Origin of the sequence: Flavobacterium macrobrachii (assembly GCF_014486675.1) — a bacterium.
In the GTDB taxonomy this organism is placed as follows: domain Bacteria; phylum Bacteroidota; class Bacteroidia; order Flavobacteriales; family Flavobacteriaceae; genus Flavobacterium; species Flavobacterium macrobrachii.
In genome coordinates, this window is sequence record NZ_JACTAC010000017.1 from 35,882 (window position 1) to 52,159 (window position 16,278).

The 16,278-nt window shown below is 35.8% G+C and carries 16 protein-coding genes; 7 read left to right on the forward strand and 9 right to left on the reverse strand.

The window, feature by feature from the left end; translation table 11 throughout:
* Window positions 1–41: 41 nt before the first annotated feature.
* The 7 genes from trhO (at window position 42) to IAI56_RS05900 (ending at window position 8,324) form a co-directional block, all read left to right on the forward strand.
* Window positions 42–1,400, forward strand: a complete 1,359-nt coding sequence (gene trhO, locus IAI56_RS05870; protein WP_187656993.1) for an oxygen-dependent tRNA uridine(34) hydroxylase TrhO — start codon at window positions 42–44, stop codon at window positions 1,398–1,400.
* A gap of 173 nt (window positions 1,401–1,573) precedes the next feature.
* Window positions 1,574–2,755 carry a PSP1 domain-containing protein gene (locus IAI56_RS05875; protein WP_187656994.1) on the forward strand — a complete coding sequence of 394 codons (1,182 nt, stop codon included), beginning with the start codon at window positions 1,574–1,576 and terminating at the stop codon, window positions 2,753–2,755.
* Window positions 2,739–3,224, forward strand: a complete 486-nt coding sequence (locus IAI56_RS05880; RefSeq protein ID WP_187656995.1) for a gliding motility lipoprotein GldH — start codon at window positions 2,739–2,741, stop codon at window positions 3,222–3,224. The genes IAI56_RS05875 and IAI56_RS05880 overlap by 17 nt, the downstream gene beginning before the upstream one ends.
* A 4-nt stretch (window positions 3,225–3,228) precedes the next feature.
* Window positions 3,229–5,535 carry a penicillin-binding protein 1A gene (locus IAI56_RS05885; RefSeq protein ID WP_187656996.1) on the forward strand — a complete coding sequence of 769 codons (2,307 nt, stop codon included), beginning with the start codon at window positions 3,229–3,231 and terminating at the stop codon, window positions 5,533–5,535.
* Between the two features lie 138 nt (window positions 5,536–5,673).
* A complete protein-coding gene (locus tag IAI56_RS05890) occupies window positions 5,674–6,372 on the forward strand; it encodes a CoA transferase subunit A (RefSeq protein ID WP_187656997.1) in 699 nt (232 codons plus the stop codon).
* A 78-nt stretch (window positions 6,373–6,450) separates the two neighbouring features.
* Complete coding sequence (locus tag IAI56_RS05895) at window positions 6,451–7,107, forward strand: CoA transferase subunit B (RefSeq protein ID WP_187656998.1); 657 nt, start codon at window positions 6,451–6,453, stop codon at window positions 7,105–7,107.
* 50 nt (window positions 7,108–7,157) lie between these two features.
* Entirely contained in the window at window positions 7,158–8,324 is a 1,167-nt protein-coding gene (locus IAI56_RS05900; protein ID WP_187656999.1) for a class I SAM-dependent rRNA methyltransferase, read from the forward strand.
* 43 nt (window positions 8,325–8,367) lie between these two features.
* On the opposite strand, the gene IAI56_RS05905 is transcribed toward IAI56_RS05900, so the two are convergent.
* The 9 genes from IAI56_RS05905 to IAI56_RS05945 form a co-directional block, all read right to left on the reverse strand.
* On the reverse strand, window positions 8,368–8,763 hold the full coding sequence (locus IAI56_RS05905) for a hypothetical protein (protein ID WP_187657000.1): 396 nt from the start codon (window positions 8,761–8,763) through the stop codon (window positions 8,368–8,370).
* A gap of 96 nt (window positions 8,764–8,859) precedes the next feature.
* Entirely contained in the window at window positions 8,860–10,461 is a 1,602-nt protein-coding gene (locus tag IAI56_RS05910) for a fumarate hydratase (protein ID WP_187657001.1), read from the reverse strand.
* 123 nt (window positions 10,462–10,584) lie between these two features.
* The gene (locus IAI56_RS05915) at window positions 10,585–12,024 is read right to left on the reverse strand and encodes a nucleoside recognition domain-containing protein (RefSeq protein ID WP_187657002.1); all 1,440 of its coding nucleotides are present in this window, start codon (window positions 12,022–12,024) and stop codon (window positions 10,585–10,587) included.
* Window positions 12,025–12,091: 67 nt separating this feature from the next.
* Window positions 12,092–12,805 (reverse strand): 3'-5' exonuclease, encoded by a 714-nt coding sequence (locus IAI56_RS05920; protein ID WP_187657003.1) that lies wholly within the window; start codon window positions 12,803–12,805, stop codon window positions 12,092–12,094.
* Window positions 12,806–12,870: 65 nt separating this feature from the next.
* Complete coding sequence (locus IAI56_RS05925; RefSeq protein ID WP_187657004.1) at window positions 12,871–13,341, reverse strand: methylated-DNA--[protein]-cysteine S-methyltransferase; 471 nt, start codon at window positions 13,339–13,341, stop codon at window positions 12,871–12,873.
* A gap of 56 nt (window positions 13,342–13,397) precedes the next feature.
* Window positions 13,398–13,772: a c-type cytochrome gene (locus IAI56_RS05930; RefSeq protein WP_187657005.1), complete on the reverse strand. Its 375-nt coding sequence runs from the start codon at window positions 13,770–13,772 to the stop codon at window positions 13,398–13,400.
* A gap of 126 nt (window positions 13,773–13,898) precedes the next feature.
* On the reverse strand, window positions 13,899–14,897 hold the full coding sequence (gene hemB, locus IAI56_RS05935; RefSeq protein WP_187657006.1) for a porphobilinogen synthase: 999 nt from the start codon (window positions 14,895–14,897) through the stop codon (window positions 13,899–13,901).
* 69 nt (window positions 14,898–14,966) lie between these two features.
* Window positions 14,967–15,869: an oxygen-dependent coproporphyrinogen oxidase gene (hemF, locus tag IAI56_RS05940; RefSeq protein ID WP_187657007.1), complete on the reverse strand. Its 903-nt coding sequence runs from the start codon at window positions 15,867–15,869 to the stop codon at window positions 14,967–14,969.
* Window positions 15,870–15,884: 15 nt separating this feature from the next.
* Entirely contained in the window at window positions 15,885–16,148 is a 264-nt protein-coding gene (locus tag IAI56_RS05945) for a hypothetical protein (protein WP_187657008.1), read from the reverse strand.
* Between the last annotated feature and the right edge of the window lie 130 nt (window positions 16,149–16,278).

Sequence of the window (16,278 nt, forward strand, 5' to 3'; positions counted from 1 at the left end):
TTTAGAGTTCAATACCTATTTCTCACTTAAACGTTTATAGCATGCAACTGTATAACACCTTAAGCGCAGAAGAAAGAGCTCAACTTATTGATGAAGCCGGACAACAACGTCTTACATTATCTTTCTATGCGTACGCCAAAATTGAAGATCCCAAAAAATTTCGCGACGATTTATTTGTCCAATGGAATAAACTCGATGCTCTTGGTCGAACCTATGTAGCCAAGGAAGGAATCAATGCTCAAATGAGTATTCCAGCCGAGAATATCGAAGCTTTTAGAGAAACTTTAGAAGCCTATGATTTCATGAAAAACATTCGCTTGAATGTTGCCGTAGAACATGACGATCATTCGTTTTTGAAATTGACTGTAAAAGTTCGCGACAAAATTGTAGCCGACGGTTTGAATGATGAAACATTTGATGTTACCAATATTGGAGTGCATTTGAAAGCAAAGGAATTCAACCAAATATTAGAAGATCCAAACACCATTGTAGTAGATTTTAGAAATCATTACGAAAGTGAGATTGGTCATTTTAAAGGTGCGATTACGCCAGATGTAGAAACTTTTAGAGAAAGTTTACCAATCATCAACGAGCAATTAAAAGATTTTAAAGAAGATAAAAACTTAGTGATGTATTGCACTGGAGGAATTCGTTGCGAAAAAGCATCAGCCTATTTTAAACACCAAGGTTTTAAAAATGTGTTTCAGCTTGAAGGCGGAATTATCAATTATGCTAAACAAATCAAGGAAGAAAACTTAGAAAGTAAATTTATAGGAAAGAATTTCGTTTTTGATCATCGATTAGGGGAAAGAATTACAGACGATATCGTTTCGCAATGCCATCAATGTGGAAAACCTTGCGACAATCACACCAATTGTTTAAACGATGGTTGCCATTTATTGTTTATTCAATGTGATGAATGTAAAGCAGCAATGGAAAATTGTTGTTCAACCGAATGTTTAGAAATCACACATTTGCCATTAGCCGAACAAGTAAAACTTCGCAGAGGAAAACAAGTGGGTAATAAAGTTTTCAGAAAAGGAAAATCAGAAAATTTGAAATTCAAACATTCAGGAGAACTTTCGGATACTGCTTTAGCAAAAGCACAAGAAATAAAAGATATTCGTCAAAAAATAAAAGTAAAAAAATCACTACTTGGCAAAGCCGAACATTACTTTGTAAAAGCACAAGTTGCACTTTTTATTCTAGAAAAAAATGAAGTACAACTTGGCGACAAAATCTTAATTTCTGGACCAACAACTGGAAATCAGGAATTGGTTTTAGAAAAAATGTTCGTCAACGGAAGTGAAAATTCATCTGCAAAAGTGGGAGACAAAATAACATTCGAAGTGCCGTTTAGAGTAAGATTATCAGATAAATTATTTAAGATTTTAGGATAAATAGTTTAAAATTAAACCTTTCAAAATCCCAGATTTCAATACAAATACTGTTTTGGAATTTGGGATTTCTGTTTTGTTTTTTAACAGTTAAAAATACTATCTTTACACTTTTAACGTTATCTATGATAAGTAGTCTCGGTTATACATCGAGATGACCAATATATATTCAAATTATGGCATGTACAAGTTGTTCAACGTCTGATGGCAGTTCGCCTAGAGGATGCAAAAATAATGGGACTTGCGGCACCGATAGCTGCAACAAATTAACAGTTTTTGATTGGCTTTCTAACATGAGTCCTTCAAATGGAGAAATACCTTTTGACTGTGTTGAAGTACGTTTTAAAAACGGAAGAAAGGAGTTTTATCGAAACACAGAAAAATTAACATTAAGCATTGGCGATATTGTTGCTACTGAAGCTTCGCCAGGACACGATATAGGTATTGTTACTCTTACAGGTGAATTGGTGAAAATCCAAATGAAGAAAAAAGGTGTAAATCCTACTTCTGCCGAAATTCAAAAAATCTACCGAAAAGCATCCCAAAAAGACATCGATATTTGGAGTGAAGCACGAGACAAAGAAGAACCAATGAAGGTAAAAGCTCGTGAAATTGCTATTGCTTTAAAACTTCAAATGAAAATCTCCGACATCGAATTTCAAGGTGATGGTTCAAAAGCGATTTTTTACTACACCGCCGAAGATAGGGTAGATTTTAGACAATTAATCAAAGAGTTTGCTCAAGTTTTCAAAATCAGAATCGAGATGAAACAAGTTGGTTTTCGTCAAGAAGCTGCACGACTTGGTGGAATTGGTTCTTGTGGACGCGAATTATGCTGTTCTACTTGGCTAACCGATTTTAGAAGCGTGAATACATCAGCAGCGCGTTACCAACAACTTTCGCTAAATCCACAAAAACTGGCTGGTCAATGCGGAAAATTGAAATGCTGTCTAAACTATGAATTAGACACTTACATGGATGCGCTAAAAGATTTTCCCGATTTTGAAACCAAACTTTATACCGAAAAAGGCGATGCTATTTGCCAAAAACAAGATATTTTCAAAGGGTTAATGTGGTTTGCATATACCGATAATTTTGCCAATTGGCATGTGTTAAAAATTGATCAGGTAAAAGAAATCATTGCTCAAAACAAACAAAAAATTAGAGTTTCTGCACTCGAAGATTTTGCCGAAGAAATTGTAATTGAACCAGAAACTACGTTTAGTAACGCCATGGGACAAGAGAGTCTTACTCGTTTTGACCAACCCAAAAAGAAAAAAAACAACAACAAAAAAAGAAGACCAAACAATCAAAATAAAAAGCCATCAACCAATAACCGAAATGAACAAAAAAAATAGTTTAATTCTTGTTTTATTATGCTGTTTTTTATTCTCTTGTGACAAAAAGAGAGTTTTTGACGAATACAAATCCGTTGGAAAATCATGGGATAAAGACAGTATTGTTTCTTTTGAATTGCCTCAACTCGATAGTAATAAAAACTATGATATGTTTGTAAACGTTAGAAACAATGATGATTACCAATTCAGCAATTTATTTCTAATCGTTTCATTAGAACAACCCAATAGAAAAGTTAAAGTAGATACGCTCGAATACATCATGACAAATCCTGACGGCACACTTCTTGGTGAAGGTTTTACCGATGTTAAAGAAAGTAAATTATTCTATAAAGCAAACGAAAAATTTGACCAAAAAGGCGTTTACAAGGTAACCATCAAACACGCCGTGAGACAAACCGGAAAAATTGAAGGCGTAAAAAATCTCGAAGGTATTACCGATGTCGGTTTTAGAATAGAATCAAAAGAATAAATGTATGGCTCAAAAAAATAATACAACCGTAAAAGACATAAACTACTACAAAAAGAAATTTTGGAAACTATTTTTCTATAGTTCTGGAGCAGTAATTCTATTCTTTTTGTTGGCTTCTTGGGGATTTTTTGGCGCAATGCCATCCTTTGAAGATTTAGAAAATCCTGAATCGAATTTAGCCACAGAAATTATCTCTTCTGATGGTGTAACTATTGGTAAATTCTACAACGAAAACCGAACGCCAATCAAGTTTGAAGATTTGCCACCACATTTAGTAAACGCATTAGTCGCAACCGAAGACGAACGTTTCTACGAACATTCAGGAATTGATGCAAAAAGAACTTTTGGTGCAGCAGTTCAATTGGGTTCAAATGGTGGAGCAAGTACAATTTCGCAACAGTTAGCCAAGCAATTATTTCACGGCGAAGGTTCAAGTTTCAAAGTTTTTCGTATAATTCAAAAAGTAAAAGAATGGATTATCGCCATCAAACTTGAAAGACAATATACTAAAAATGAAATCATTGCCATGTATTTCAATGTCTATGATTTCAACAATTATGCTATTGGAATTCGTTCAGCATCCAAAACTTATTTTTCAAAAGAACCCAAAGATTTAACCATAGACGAAGCGGCAATTTTAGTCGGAATGTTCAAAAATTCCTCGCTTTACAATCCGGTTCGAAATCCTGTTGGTGTAAAAAACAGACGAAATGTGGTGCTTTCGCAAATGCTGAAATCAAAAATTATTACGCAATCACAAAAAGAACAACTGAGCAATTTACCAATCAAATTGGATTTCAAACTCCAAACTCACAAAGAAGGAATCGCAACCTATTTCCGCGAATACCTTCGTGAATACATGAAAAAATGGGTAAAAGAAAACAAAAAACCAAACGGCGAAGATTATGACATCTATACCGATGGATTAAAAATCTACACAACCATCGATTCCAAAATGCAAGAACACGCCGAAGAAGCGGTTCAAGAGCACATGAAAAATCTACAACAAGAATTTTTTCATCAGCAAAAAGACAATAAAAACGCACCATTCATCAACATTACTGATGCCGAAACCAATCGCATCATAACCAATGCTATGAAAAACTCAGAACGTTGGCGCGTGATGAAAGATTTAGACAAAACCGAAGACGAAATCATCGCTTCATTTGATGTAAAAACCAAAATGAAAATCTTTTCATGGAAAGGTGAAATCGATACCGTTATGACTCCAAAGGATTCCATTCGTTATTACAAACATTTCCTTCAAGCAGGTTTAATGTCATTGGAACCACAAACTGGTCATATCAAAGCTTGGGTTGGCGGAATCAATTACAAATATTTTCAATACGATCACGTTGGTCAAGGCGCGAGACAAGTAGGTTCAACATTCAAACCCTTTGTTTACGCTACAGCAATCGAACAATTAGGAATGTCGCCATGTGATTCAATCATCGACAGTCCGTTTATGATTCACAAAGGAAGACATCACGTAACCGAAGATTGGGAACCAAAAAATTCCGACCGACAATACCGTGGAATGGTAACACTAAAACGCGCTCTGGCACTTTCTATCAATACCGTTTCCGCCAAATTAATCGACAAAACTGGTCCAGAAGCCGTTGTAGCTTTAACCAAAAAACTAGGAGTTAACTCCGAAATTCCAAACCAACCTTCCATTGCGCTTGGAGCAGTTGAAATTACCGTTCAAGATATGGTTGCTGCATACAGCACATTTGCCAATCAAGGCGTTTACATGAAACCTCAATTTATTTCAAGAATTGAAGATAAAAATGGCGTTGTTCTTTATGAAACAATCCCAGATTCTCGAGATGTATTAAACAAAGACATAGCTTTTGCTGTAATAAAACTTCTAGAAGGTGTAACCGAAAGCGGTTCAGGAGTTCGACTTCGAACAGAAGGTGGCGGAAGTGGCGACAATCGTTGGACAGGTTACCCTTATGGATTTACCAATCCAATTGCAGGAAAAACAGGAACTTCCCAAAACCAATCCGATGGTTGGTTCATCGGAATGGTACCAAATCTCGTAACCGGAGTTTGGGTTGGCTGCGAAGATCGTTCTGCTCGTTTCAAAAGCATAACCTATGGTCAAGGCGCAACAGCAGCTTTACCAGTTTGGGGATATTTCATGAAAAAATGCTACGAAGACAAAGATTTACAAGTATCCAAAGATCCATTTGAACGACCAGATAATTTATCCATAAAAGTAGATTGTTGGACGCCTCGAAAAGTAGTAACCGATTCCACAGCAGTTGATACCGAAGAACAAGATATCGACGAATTCGGATTATAATTTTTAGAAGCTGATTCCTGCTGTACGCTATATCTTTTTTGTTTTGTCACCCTGAGCGCAGTCAAAGGGCAATTTCTAACAAAACAAAAAAAGGATGCCGCTTCCATCAGGGCTAAAACTGAAACAAACTAACACAATATGATTAACAAAAAAGTAAACTCTGTTCAAGAAGCACTACAAGGCATCGAAGACAACATGACCATCATGCTTGGCGGTTTCGGACTTTGTGGCATTCCCGAAAACAGCATCGCCGAACTAGTAAAAAAAGGCGTTACTAATCTAACCTGTATCTCAAACAATGCTGGAGTTGATGACTTCGGATTGGGATTATTGCTTCAAAAAAGACAAATCAAAAAAATGATATCCTCCTACGTAGGAGAAAATGCCGAATTCGAACGCCAAATGCTTTCTGGAGAACTAGACGTTGAACTTACACCACAAGGAACATTGGCCGAAAAATGCCGCGCTGCACAAGCCGGAATTCCAGCATTCTTCACACCAGCAGGATTTGGAACCGAAGTTGCCGAAGGAAAAGAAACTCGTGAGTTCAACGGAAAAATGCACGTAATGGAATTAGCCTATAAAGCTGATTTCTCAATCGTAAAAGCATGGAAAGGCGACGAAGCTGGAAACCTAATTTTCAAAGGAACAGCTCGAAATTTCAACGCAGTTATGGCTGGCGCAGGAAAAATAACCATCGCCGAAGTAGAAGAATTACTTCCAGCTGGAAGCTTAAATCCAAACGAAGTTCACATTCCTGGAATTATGGTTCAACGTATTTTCAAAGGAGAAAAATTTGAAAAACGAATTGAGCAAAGAACGGTTAGAAAAAAGTAATCAGTATTCAGTTTTAAGTGTTCAGTTAAAATAAAACTTAGTGAACCTTAATAACTTAATGATTAAAAACAGTCAATTATGTTATCAAAAGAAGATATAGCAAAACGAATAGCCAAAGAAGTAAAAGATGGTTATTATGTAAATTTAGGAATTGGCATTCCGACTTTGGTTGCCAATTATGTTCGCAATGACATTTCTGTAGAATTTCAAAGTGAAAATGGCGTTCTTGGAATGGGACCATTTCCATTTGAAGGCGAAGAAGATGCGGACATTATCAACGCAGGAAAACAAACCATTACAACATTACCTGGCGCAAGTTTCTTCGATTCGGCTTTTAGTTTCGGAATGATTCGTGCTCAAAAAGTAGATTTAACCATTCTTGGCGCAATGGAAGTTGCCGAAAATGGTGATATTGCCAACTGGAAAATCCCAGGAAAAATGGTTAAAGGAATGGGCGGAGCAATGGATTTAGTAGCTTCTGCCGAAAATATTATCGTTGCCATGATGCATGTCAATAAAGCTGGGGAAAGTAAAATTCTAAAAAAATGCACGCTTCCATTAACTGGTGTTGGTTGTGTTAAAAAAGTAGTAACAGAATTAGCCGTTATGGAAATTACTCCAAAAGGTTTCAAATTATTAGAACGCGCACCAGGAATTTCAGTAGAAGAAATTATAAAATCAACTGAAGCTGACTTAATCATCGAAGGAGAAATTCCTGAAATGAAGATTGATTAATAAAACCAGATTACAACACAAACCTGACAGGTTTTTCAATTTAATAAAAAATGAGTTTCCCAAAAGTTATATTAAAATCAGGAAAAGAAAAATCTATTCAACGTCGACATCCTTGGGTTTTCAGCGGAGCAGTTTTTGGCGTAAGCCGAGAAATCAATGATGGTGAAATGGTTGATGTTGTTGACTCAAAAAACAATCATTTAGGAACAGGATATTTCAGCGACAAAGGAAGTATTGTGGTTCGAATTTTAACTTTTGGACAAGAAATTTTTGATTCTACTTTTTGGCAAAAAAAATTACAATCGGCTTGGGAATTACGAACGCAACTATTGGATTTTGAACAAACCAATGCGTTTCGTGTAATTCACGGCGAAGGCGATGGAATTTCGGGTTTAATCATAGATTATTATGATAAAAATTGGGTAATTCAGGCCCATTCAACTGGTGTTTTTCTTCAAATAGACAAAATTTCCGAAGCCATACAAACTAATTTTCCTGAATATTGTAAAACCATTTATTGCAAAAGCTCAGGAACATTGCCAAATACAGGAACTGATTATTTTCTTTTTGGAACCAATGAAGAAACAGTTGCCAAAGAAAACGGTATTTTATTTTCAGTAAATTGGGTTGAAGGTCAAAAAACAGGTTTCTTTCTTGACCAAAGAGACAACCGAAAACTCTTAGGCGAATTTTCCAAAGGGAAAAAAGTACTCAACACATTTTGTTATACTGGAGGTTTTTCTATTTATGCCATGCAAGCACAAGCCGAATTAGTTACTTCTGTTGATATTTCACAAAAAGCTGTGGATTTAGCAGCCAAAAATATGGAATTGAACTTTCCAAATGCCAATCATAAAGCCATTGCGGATGATGTGTTTAATTTCATGAAAGAAAATCATCAAATTTATGATGTAATTGTACTTGATCCACCGGCTTTTGCCAAAAGTATTAAAAGTAAACACACCGCAACCCAAGCGTATAAACGATTGAATATTGCTGGTTTAAAAGCTTTGGCACCAAAAGGAATTTTGTTTACCTTTTCGTGTTCGCAAGTAATTGATGATGTTTTGTTTTACAACACTGTTGCCGCAGCAGCTATCGAAACAGGTAGAAATATTAGAGTTTTACATAAATTAGAACAAGGTTCAGATCATCCAACCAATATTTACCATCCCGAAGGTCATTACTTAAAAGGATTGGTTTTATATGTGGAATAAAAGCTAAAAAAGCATGTCATTTTTAAACTTTGACATGCTTTTTTTAACTTTTACGCTCCAAATACTCCAAAATTACTGGCGAAGCATGAGTGAAACTCGGAAACTGTTCAATTACTGAAACCGCTCGTTTTTTATTTAATTTATAAGTCAAATCAAACTCGGTTGAAAAAAGAATAGCCGATAAAAAAGGATTGTTTATAAATTCCAATAATCGAGAAAAAGCACTGTCAATAGTGTGAATTTCAAATAACTCTTCTCGCTGAAATTTGAATTTCAATTCCAATTTTAAAGTGTTTTCATCTAAAATCGGACGAACATAAATATTCATCAAATCGGTATTTCCAATGGTTTTTGCTAATGTCAATTTCGCAAAAGTTCCATCTTCTAAACTCAGTTTGACTTTAGAATAAAACTCTGAAAATGTTTCTTTAAAAGGCATTTTTTTGTTATTAATCCTGCAAGGTTTTCAAAACCTTGTAGGTTTTTTTTGATATACCTACAAGGTCAAAAAAAGACCTTGCAGGAAAACTAAATTTTATAAGTTAGCAAAGAAATCATTTCCTTTATCGTCAGTAATAATGAATGCTGGGAAATCTTTCACAGTAATTTTACGAACGGCTTCCATTCCAAGTTCTTCAAAATCAACAACCTCAACAGCAAGAATATTTTCTTTTGCCAAAATCGCAGCTGGTCCACCGATAGAACCCAAATAAAATCCGCCGTATTTTTTACAAGCATCAGTTACTTCTTTTGTACGGTTTCCTTTGGCAAGCATAATCATGCTTCCGCCATGACTTTGGAATTCATCCACATACACATCCATTCGTCCGGCAGTTGTTGGTCCAAAACTTCCTGATGGCATTCCTTCTGGTGTTTTTGCTGGTCCAGCATAATATACAGGATGATTTTTGAAATACTCTGGCATTGGTTTTCCTGAATCAAGTAATTCTTTAATTTTAGCATGAGCAATATCTCTTGCTACAATAACCGTTCCGTTTAATTTCAATCGAGTGGTAACTGGATATTTTGATAATTCAGCCAAAATTTCAACCATCGGACGATTTAAATCTACAATAACTGGTTCTTCTAAATGTGGAGGAACTTCGGGTAAAAACTGCTTCGGATTGGTTTCTAATTGTTCCAAAAAGATACCGTCTTTTGTGATTTTTCCTTTGATATTTCTATCTGCCGAACACGAAACGCCTAGTCCAACTGGACAAGAAGCAGCATGTCGCGGTAAACGAATTACGCGAACATCATGAGCAAAATATTTTCCGCCAAATTGTGCTCCAATGGCACTTTCTTGACAAATTTGTAATACTCGTTTCTCCCATTCTAAATCACGAAATGCTTGACCAGCCATATTTCCTGTAGTTGGAAGTTCGTCAAAATATCCTGCAGATGCTTTTTTCACGGCAGCAAGGTTGGCTTCAGCAGATGTTCCACCAATTACTAACGCCAAATGATATGGCGGACAAGCCGATGTTCCTAGATCTTTAATTTTTTCACGAACGAATTCGTCTAATGATTTTTCGTTTAAAAGTGATTTTGTTTTTTGGTATAAGAATGTTTTATTGGCACTTCCACCACCTTTGGCTAAAAATAAAAACTCATAGCTGTTTCCTTTTTTGGCATAAATATCAATTTGTGCTGGAAGATTGGAACCTGAATTTTTCTCTTCAAACATCGAAATCGGAACAATTTGCGAATAACGAAGGTTTTTTATTTGGTAGGAATTAAAAATCCCTTTGGATAACCATTCGGCATCATCAACTCCTGTAAAAATATTTTCGCCTTTTTTTGCCATGACAATTGCAGTTCCAGTATCTTGACAAGAAGGTAATTCGCCTTCAACAGCAACAGCAGCATTTTGCAACAAATTATAAGCTACAAATCGGTCGTTGTCCGTTGCTTCTGGATCGTGAAGAATATTTTCTAATTTTTTTAAATGCGATGTTCGCAACATGAACGATACATCAATCATCGCTTCTTGTGCCAAAAGTTCTAATCCTTTTGGATCAATAGTAAGTATTTCCCTATCGCCAAGTTGTTCAACTTTAACATAGTCGGAAGTGAGTTTTTTGTACTGTGTATCGTCTTTTAAAATCGGATAAGGTTCTTGGTATATGAAGTCCATTTGTTTGTTTATTGAAATGTAAAGTTAAGTATAACCTGCAAGGTTTCCAAAACCTAGTGAATTAGTTTATCGTAGTTTTAACATTTATATCCTCAAAGTCAAAAAAGATTATGCAGAAAAGTTTTAAAAAAACCAACTCGCCACAAAAATCGCTGTAATCACACAAATTAAATCTACCAAAAGCATTGTTCCTAATGTATAGCGAGTGTTTTTGATATTTACTGAACCAAAATAAACGGCAATTACATAAAAGGTTGTTTCAGCACTACATTGGAAAATACAACTCAATCTTCCGGTGAATGAATCGGGACCAAAATTTCGCATCGCATCAATCATAAAACCGCGTGAACCACCAGAACTAAATGGTCTAAGCATAGCAACAGGAAGCGAGTCTGTAATTTGTTTGCTTACGCCAATGTTCGAAAAAGCAAACGAAATTCCATCGGACATAATTTCAAATAAACCACTATTCCTGAAAAATGAAATCGCTACTAACATTCCCATTACATAAGGGAAAATTTTAACTCCGGTTTGCAATCCGTTATTGGCTCCAGATACAAAAGCATCAAAGACAGTTGTGCTTTTTTCGCTAAATTTCTTCTCATTGATAAAAGAAAAAACCAATGTAAAACCTATAATAGCTACTAACATTAATCCAGAAAGATTGGCAGTAAAAAAGTTTTTTCCAACCAAATCTAATCCGTTTATATAAAATAATAATCCAACAATAGCGGCGATTACCGTCATTAAAGCAACGAGTAATGTCGCGCTTAAAAAGTTAATTTTTTGTCTAATGCCAACAATTATCATTGCAGCAATTGTTCCAATGAAGGAAGTAACGATACATGGTAACATCACATCAGCTGGATTGGCGGCATTTTCGGCGGCACGATAACCAATAATTGATGTAGGTATTAAAGTTAAACCCGCAGCGTGCAAACACATAAACATGATTTGAGCATCACTCGCTTTGTCTTTTTCGGGATTGATTTCTTGTAAACTTTGCATGGCTTTCAATCCAAATGGAGTTGCTGCAGAATCCAATCCAAGGAAATTGGCGGCAAAATTCAGAGTCATATACGAGATTGATTCGTGATTTTTTGGTACTGAAGGAAATACTTGAGCAAAAACAGGACTTAGTTTTTTGGCTAATTTTTCGGCTGCGCCAGAAATAATCAGTAACTCCATTAATCCACAGAAAAAGGCAAGATAGGCCATTAACGGTAGGATTAAATCAAACAAACTGCTTTTGCATGTTGGTAGTAAACCATCGGTTTTTTGAACGCCGCTATAAATTTTTACAGTTTGATTTTTATAAACGTAAGTTGTATCGGCATTAATGGTATCAAGATTGATGACAAATGTTTTTTCCTCGTTTTTTTGAATACTATCTTGAATGAATTTAGGAATTTCATTTAAGTATTTTTCCGAAATTAAAATGGGATCGTCTTTTTTCCCGTTTAACACATAATCAACGGAATAACTGTTTCCGATAAAAAAACCAAAAACGATAAAAACAATTGACGAAATGAAAATTACGAGCCAAAATCTACTGAGAACCATGATTTGTTTTTTTGTAAAAGTAATAAAAAGACGTGACAGGTTTTTAAAAACCTGTCACGTCTAAAATTTAAACATGAATTATTTCATCTTCAATTAATAAATCTTCTCTTCTAAGACGAAGAAATATTTGTGCCACGGCAATGGTATCTTTTTCGCAGTAGGTAATAATTCGGTCAATATCTTTTTCTACATAAAAAACGTGACCCACTTGACTTCCATCGATATCTCCTTTTGGAGATGGAATTCCGAGGATTTTGGTTAGTAATTTCAATGATGTAAAATGTTTGTAATCGCCAAATTTCCACAATTCTAATGTGTCCAAATGTGGAATTTCCCAAGGTTTTTTTCCAAATAAATTCAGTTTGGCTGGAATTGCAATTTGGTTGATAATCATTCTTCGGGCAATAAACGGAATATCAAATTCTTTGGCATTATGTCCGCACAAAATGTGTTGTGGTTGATTAAAATGTGTGTCTAATAAATTTGAAAAATCTTTTAAAATTTTCTTTTCATCGCCAAAAAAAGAAGTAACTCTAAAGTTTCGAATATCACTTTTGTTGACAAAATAGCCCACGGAAATACAGATGATTTTTCCGAATTCTGCCCAAATTCCGGCTCGATCATAAAACTCTTCAGGAGTGAAATCTTCTCTTCGCTGATATTGGGTTTTTTGTTCCCAAAGTTCTTTTAATTCATTATCTAAACTATTAAAATGTTCTTCCTGTGGAACAGTTTCTATGTCTAGAAAAAGAATATTATTGAGATTTACTTTTTCAATCATGGCTATTAATTTTAAAACTAATGAGTGAAAATTAGGAAATCTATTTGAATTATGAAAGAAAATTTTTAAAATAAGGATTGTTGGGTTGATGGGTTTTCATGTTCCAAGAGCCATTTCTTTCGCCACAAACCTCCAGCATAACCAGTAAGTGAACCATCAGTTCCAATGACACGATGACACGGAACTACAATCCAAAGTGGATTTTTGCCATTAGCAGAAGCAACAGCACGAATGGCTTTTACACCACCGAGTTTTTTTGATAAATCGAGATATGAAATGGTTTTTCCAAAAGGAATTTGGAGTAATTCTTGCCACACTTTTTGCTGAAAATCGGTTCCTTTTGGGTTTAATTTGAAGTTGAAATGTTTACGTTTTCCATCAAAATAGTCGCTTAGCTGTGCTGCTGCTTCTTGTAATTCAGTTGGAATTATTTCTGAAATTACTCCTTCTGATGTAACGGATATTTCTGTAATGCCGTTTTCATCGCCGACGATTTTGGTAATTCCAAGTGGTGAATTGATAAAGCAGGTTTTCATCCTATAAAATTTTTTTACCGCAAAGTATGCGAAGAAAGCGCAAGGTTCGCTAAGATTTATTTTGCAAAACTTAACATATACTCTTCCAATGCTTTTAGTTCTTCATCACTCATTTGCTTGGTGATGGCGAAGTTAGCTTTCATCACTTCGTACTGACTTGGATCAACGATGGGTTCGGCTTCTTCTTTTAGGAAAGAAACTATGCTGGCGTTTTTTTCTTTGTAGATTTTAGCAATTTCGGTAATGCTTGGACCAATTACTTTTTGGTCGGGTAAGTGACAAGCGGTGCAGGTTCCTTTGCCTGAAAATAATTCTTCGCCTGAAACTGCAACAGAAGTTTCATCGTGTTTTGGTTGATCAAAATTGGTTTCGGTTTCTTTTTTACACGACACCAATGTTGTGATTAAAGCGATTAGTATGTATTTTTTCATAGTTTACAAAAATTCAATTCTTTTACTTTTTAGCCCTGATGCAAGGGAAAAGCCTCGCCTTTTTTTGGCGAGCTTTGGAAAGGCAGCAGGAAAATGGATTACTGATAAATCCCGAACGATTCGCTCCTATTTTTGGTTTAACAAAATGGCGGCTTCTTTGGCAAAATAAGTCGATATTAGGCTTGCTCCAGCGCGTTTGATGCACATTAATTGTTCCATCATGATTTTGTCGTGGTCGAGCCAACCTCTTTCAGAAGCGGCTTTAATCATGGCATATTCGCCTGAAACATGGAAAACGGTAACGGGAACATTCACAGCGTTTTTGACTTCGCGAACGATGTCAAGATAAGCAATTCCTGGTTTTACCATGACCATATCGGCGCCTTCTTCTACATCAGAAAGCGCTTCTTTGATGGCTTCAATGCGGTTGGCGTAATCCATTTGGTAGGTTTTTTTATCTTTTGGAACGACAACGTCGGCTTCTCTTGGCGCGCTATCTAAAGCATCGCGAAATGGTCCGTAAAATGCCGAAGCGTATTTAGCAGAATAGCTCATAATTCCAACATTTGGAAATCCCGCAGCGTCTAGACCTTGACGCAAACGCAAAACTCTTCCGTCCATCATGTCGCTTGGTGCTACAAAATCGGCACCAGCTTGTGCGTGAGAAACAGCCATTTTTACTAAAGCTTCATTGGTTGCATCGTTAGCAATATCGCCGTTTTCTATAATTCCGTCGTGACCGTAAATGGAATATGGATCAAGAGCAACATCTGGCATTACAATCATTTCTGGGCAAGCGGTTTTTATTGCTTTGATGGCGCGTTGCATCAATCCGTTGGGATTCCAAGCTTCTTTTCCGGTGTTGTCTTTTAGGCTTTCATCTACTTTTACATAAATGTTTACAGCGCGAATTCCTAAAGTGAAAAGTTCTTTAACTTCTTCGACAGTTAAATCTATTGAACGACGGAAAATTCCAGGCATTGATGGGATTTCAACTTTGTAATTTTCGCCTTCTGCGATGAACATTGGAAACATAAAATCGCTTGGACTTAATGTAGTTTCGCGAACTAAACTTCTTATGGATTCGTTTACTCTTAAACGACGATTTCTTTGTAATGGAAACATATTTTTTGTTTTTTGAACCATTAAGGTATTAAGTTTCATTAAGTTTTCTTACTACCTTACTGATTTAATTTATATCCAGTCAACCGGTGATTCTAATACTTTAATTAATTTTTCTTCTTCGCTGCCAACTTCTGGATGATGGTCGTAAACCCATTGTACATGTGGTGGCAAAGACATTAATATGCTTTCAATTCGTCCGTTGGTTTTTAGTCCGAATAAAGTTCCTTTGTCGTGAACTAGATTGAATTCTACATATCGACCACGACAGATTTCTTGCCACATACGTTGTGCGGCTGTGTATTCTAAATTTTTTCTTTTTTCTACAATTGGAACATACGCCTCTAGAAAACTGTTACCAACTTCGGTTACGAAATTGTACCAATCTTCCATTGTCATTTCTTCGGATTCTTTGCAATAATCGAAGAATAATCCGCCAAGTCCACGAGCTTCGTTTCTATGTGCGTTCCAAAAATAGTTATCGCATTGTTTTTTATATTTTGGATAAAACTCTGGATTGTGTTTGTCGCAAGCCGTTTTACACGTTTGATGAAAATGCTTTCCGTCTTCTTCAAATAAATAATAAGGTGTTAAATCTTGTCCGCCGCCAAACCACGAATTTATAATTTCACCATTTTCATCGTACATTTCAAAATATCTCCAATTGGCATGAACCGTTGGCACCATCGGACTTTTAGGATGAATTACTAAACTCAATCCACAAGCAAAGAAATCGGCTTCACCAACGTTGAATAACTTTTGCATAGAATCGGGTAATTTTCCGTGAACGGCTGAGATGTTTACGCCGCCTTTTTCAAAAACTTCTCCGTTTTCGATGATATGTGTTCGTCCGCCACCACCTTCTGGTCGTTCCCAGTTGTCTTCGCGGAATTTGGCAACGCCATCCACTTCTTCTAGTTTGGAAGTGATTTGGTTTTGGAGGTTTTGAATGTATTTTAGGAATTTGTCTTTCATTTCAAATGTCAGTGTTTATAGGGTTTCCGCCGATGCGAAATTAGTTTCCGCCGAATAAAAATGTTCTTCCGTAGGCGTGAATTTATCTTCCGTCGATTGAAAATTAGTTTCCGCAGATGCGAAATCAGTTTCCGTAGGTTTGAATTTAATTTCCGTGAACCAAAATTGAGTTTCCGTTGGTTGAAAATTAGATTCCTTCGACCAAAAATTAATTTCCGCAGGAAAGAATTGATTTTCCGCAGAATGGTTTTGGATATAGGAAAGGAATTTATTTTTCATATTGATGTTTCCTGCAAGGTTTTTAAAACCTTGTAGGTATTACTGTTTTATTCAAAAGTGTACTCTTCGGTTAACTTGTCTTTTCTTTGTTTATGATAAAAAATAAAATTTTCTTTGTCATCAAACAACT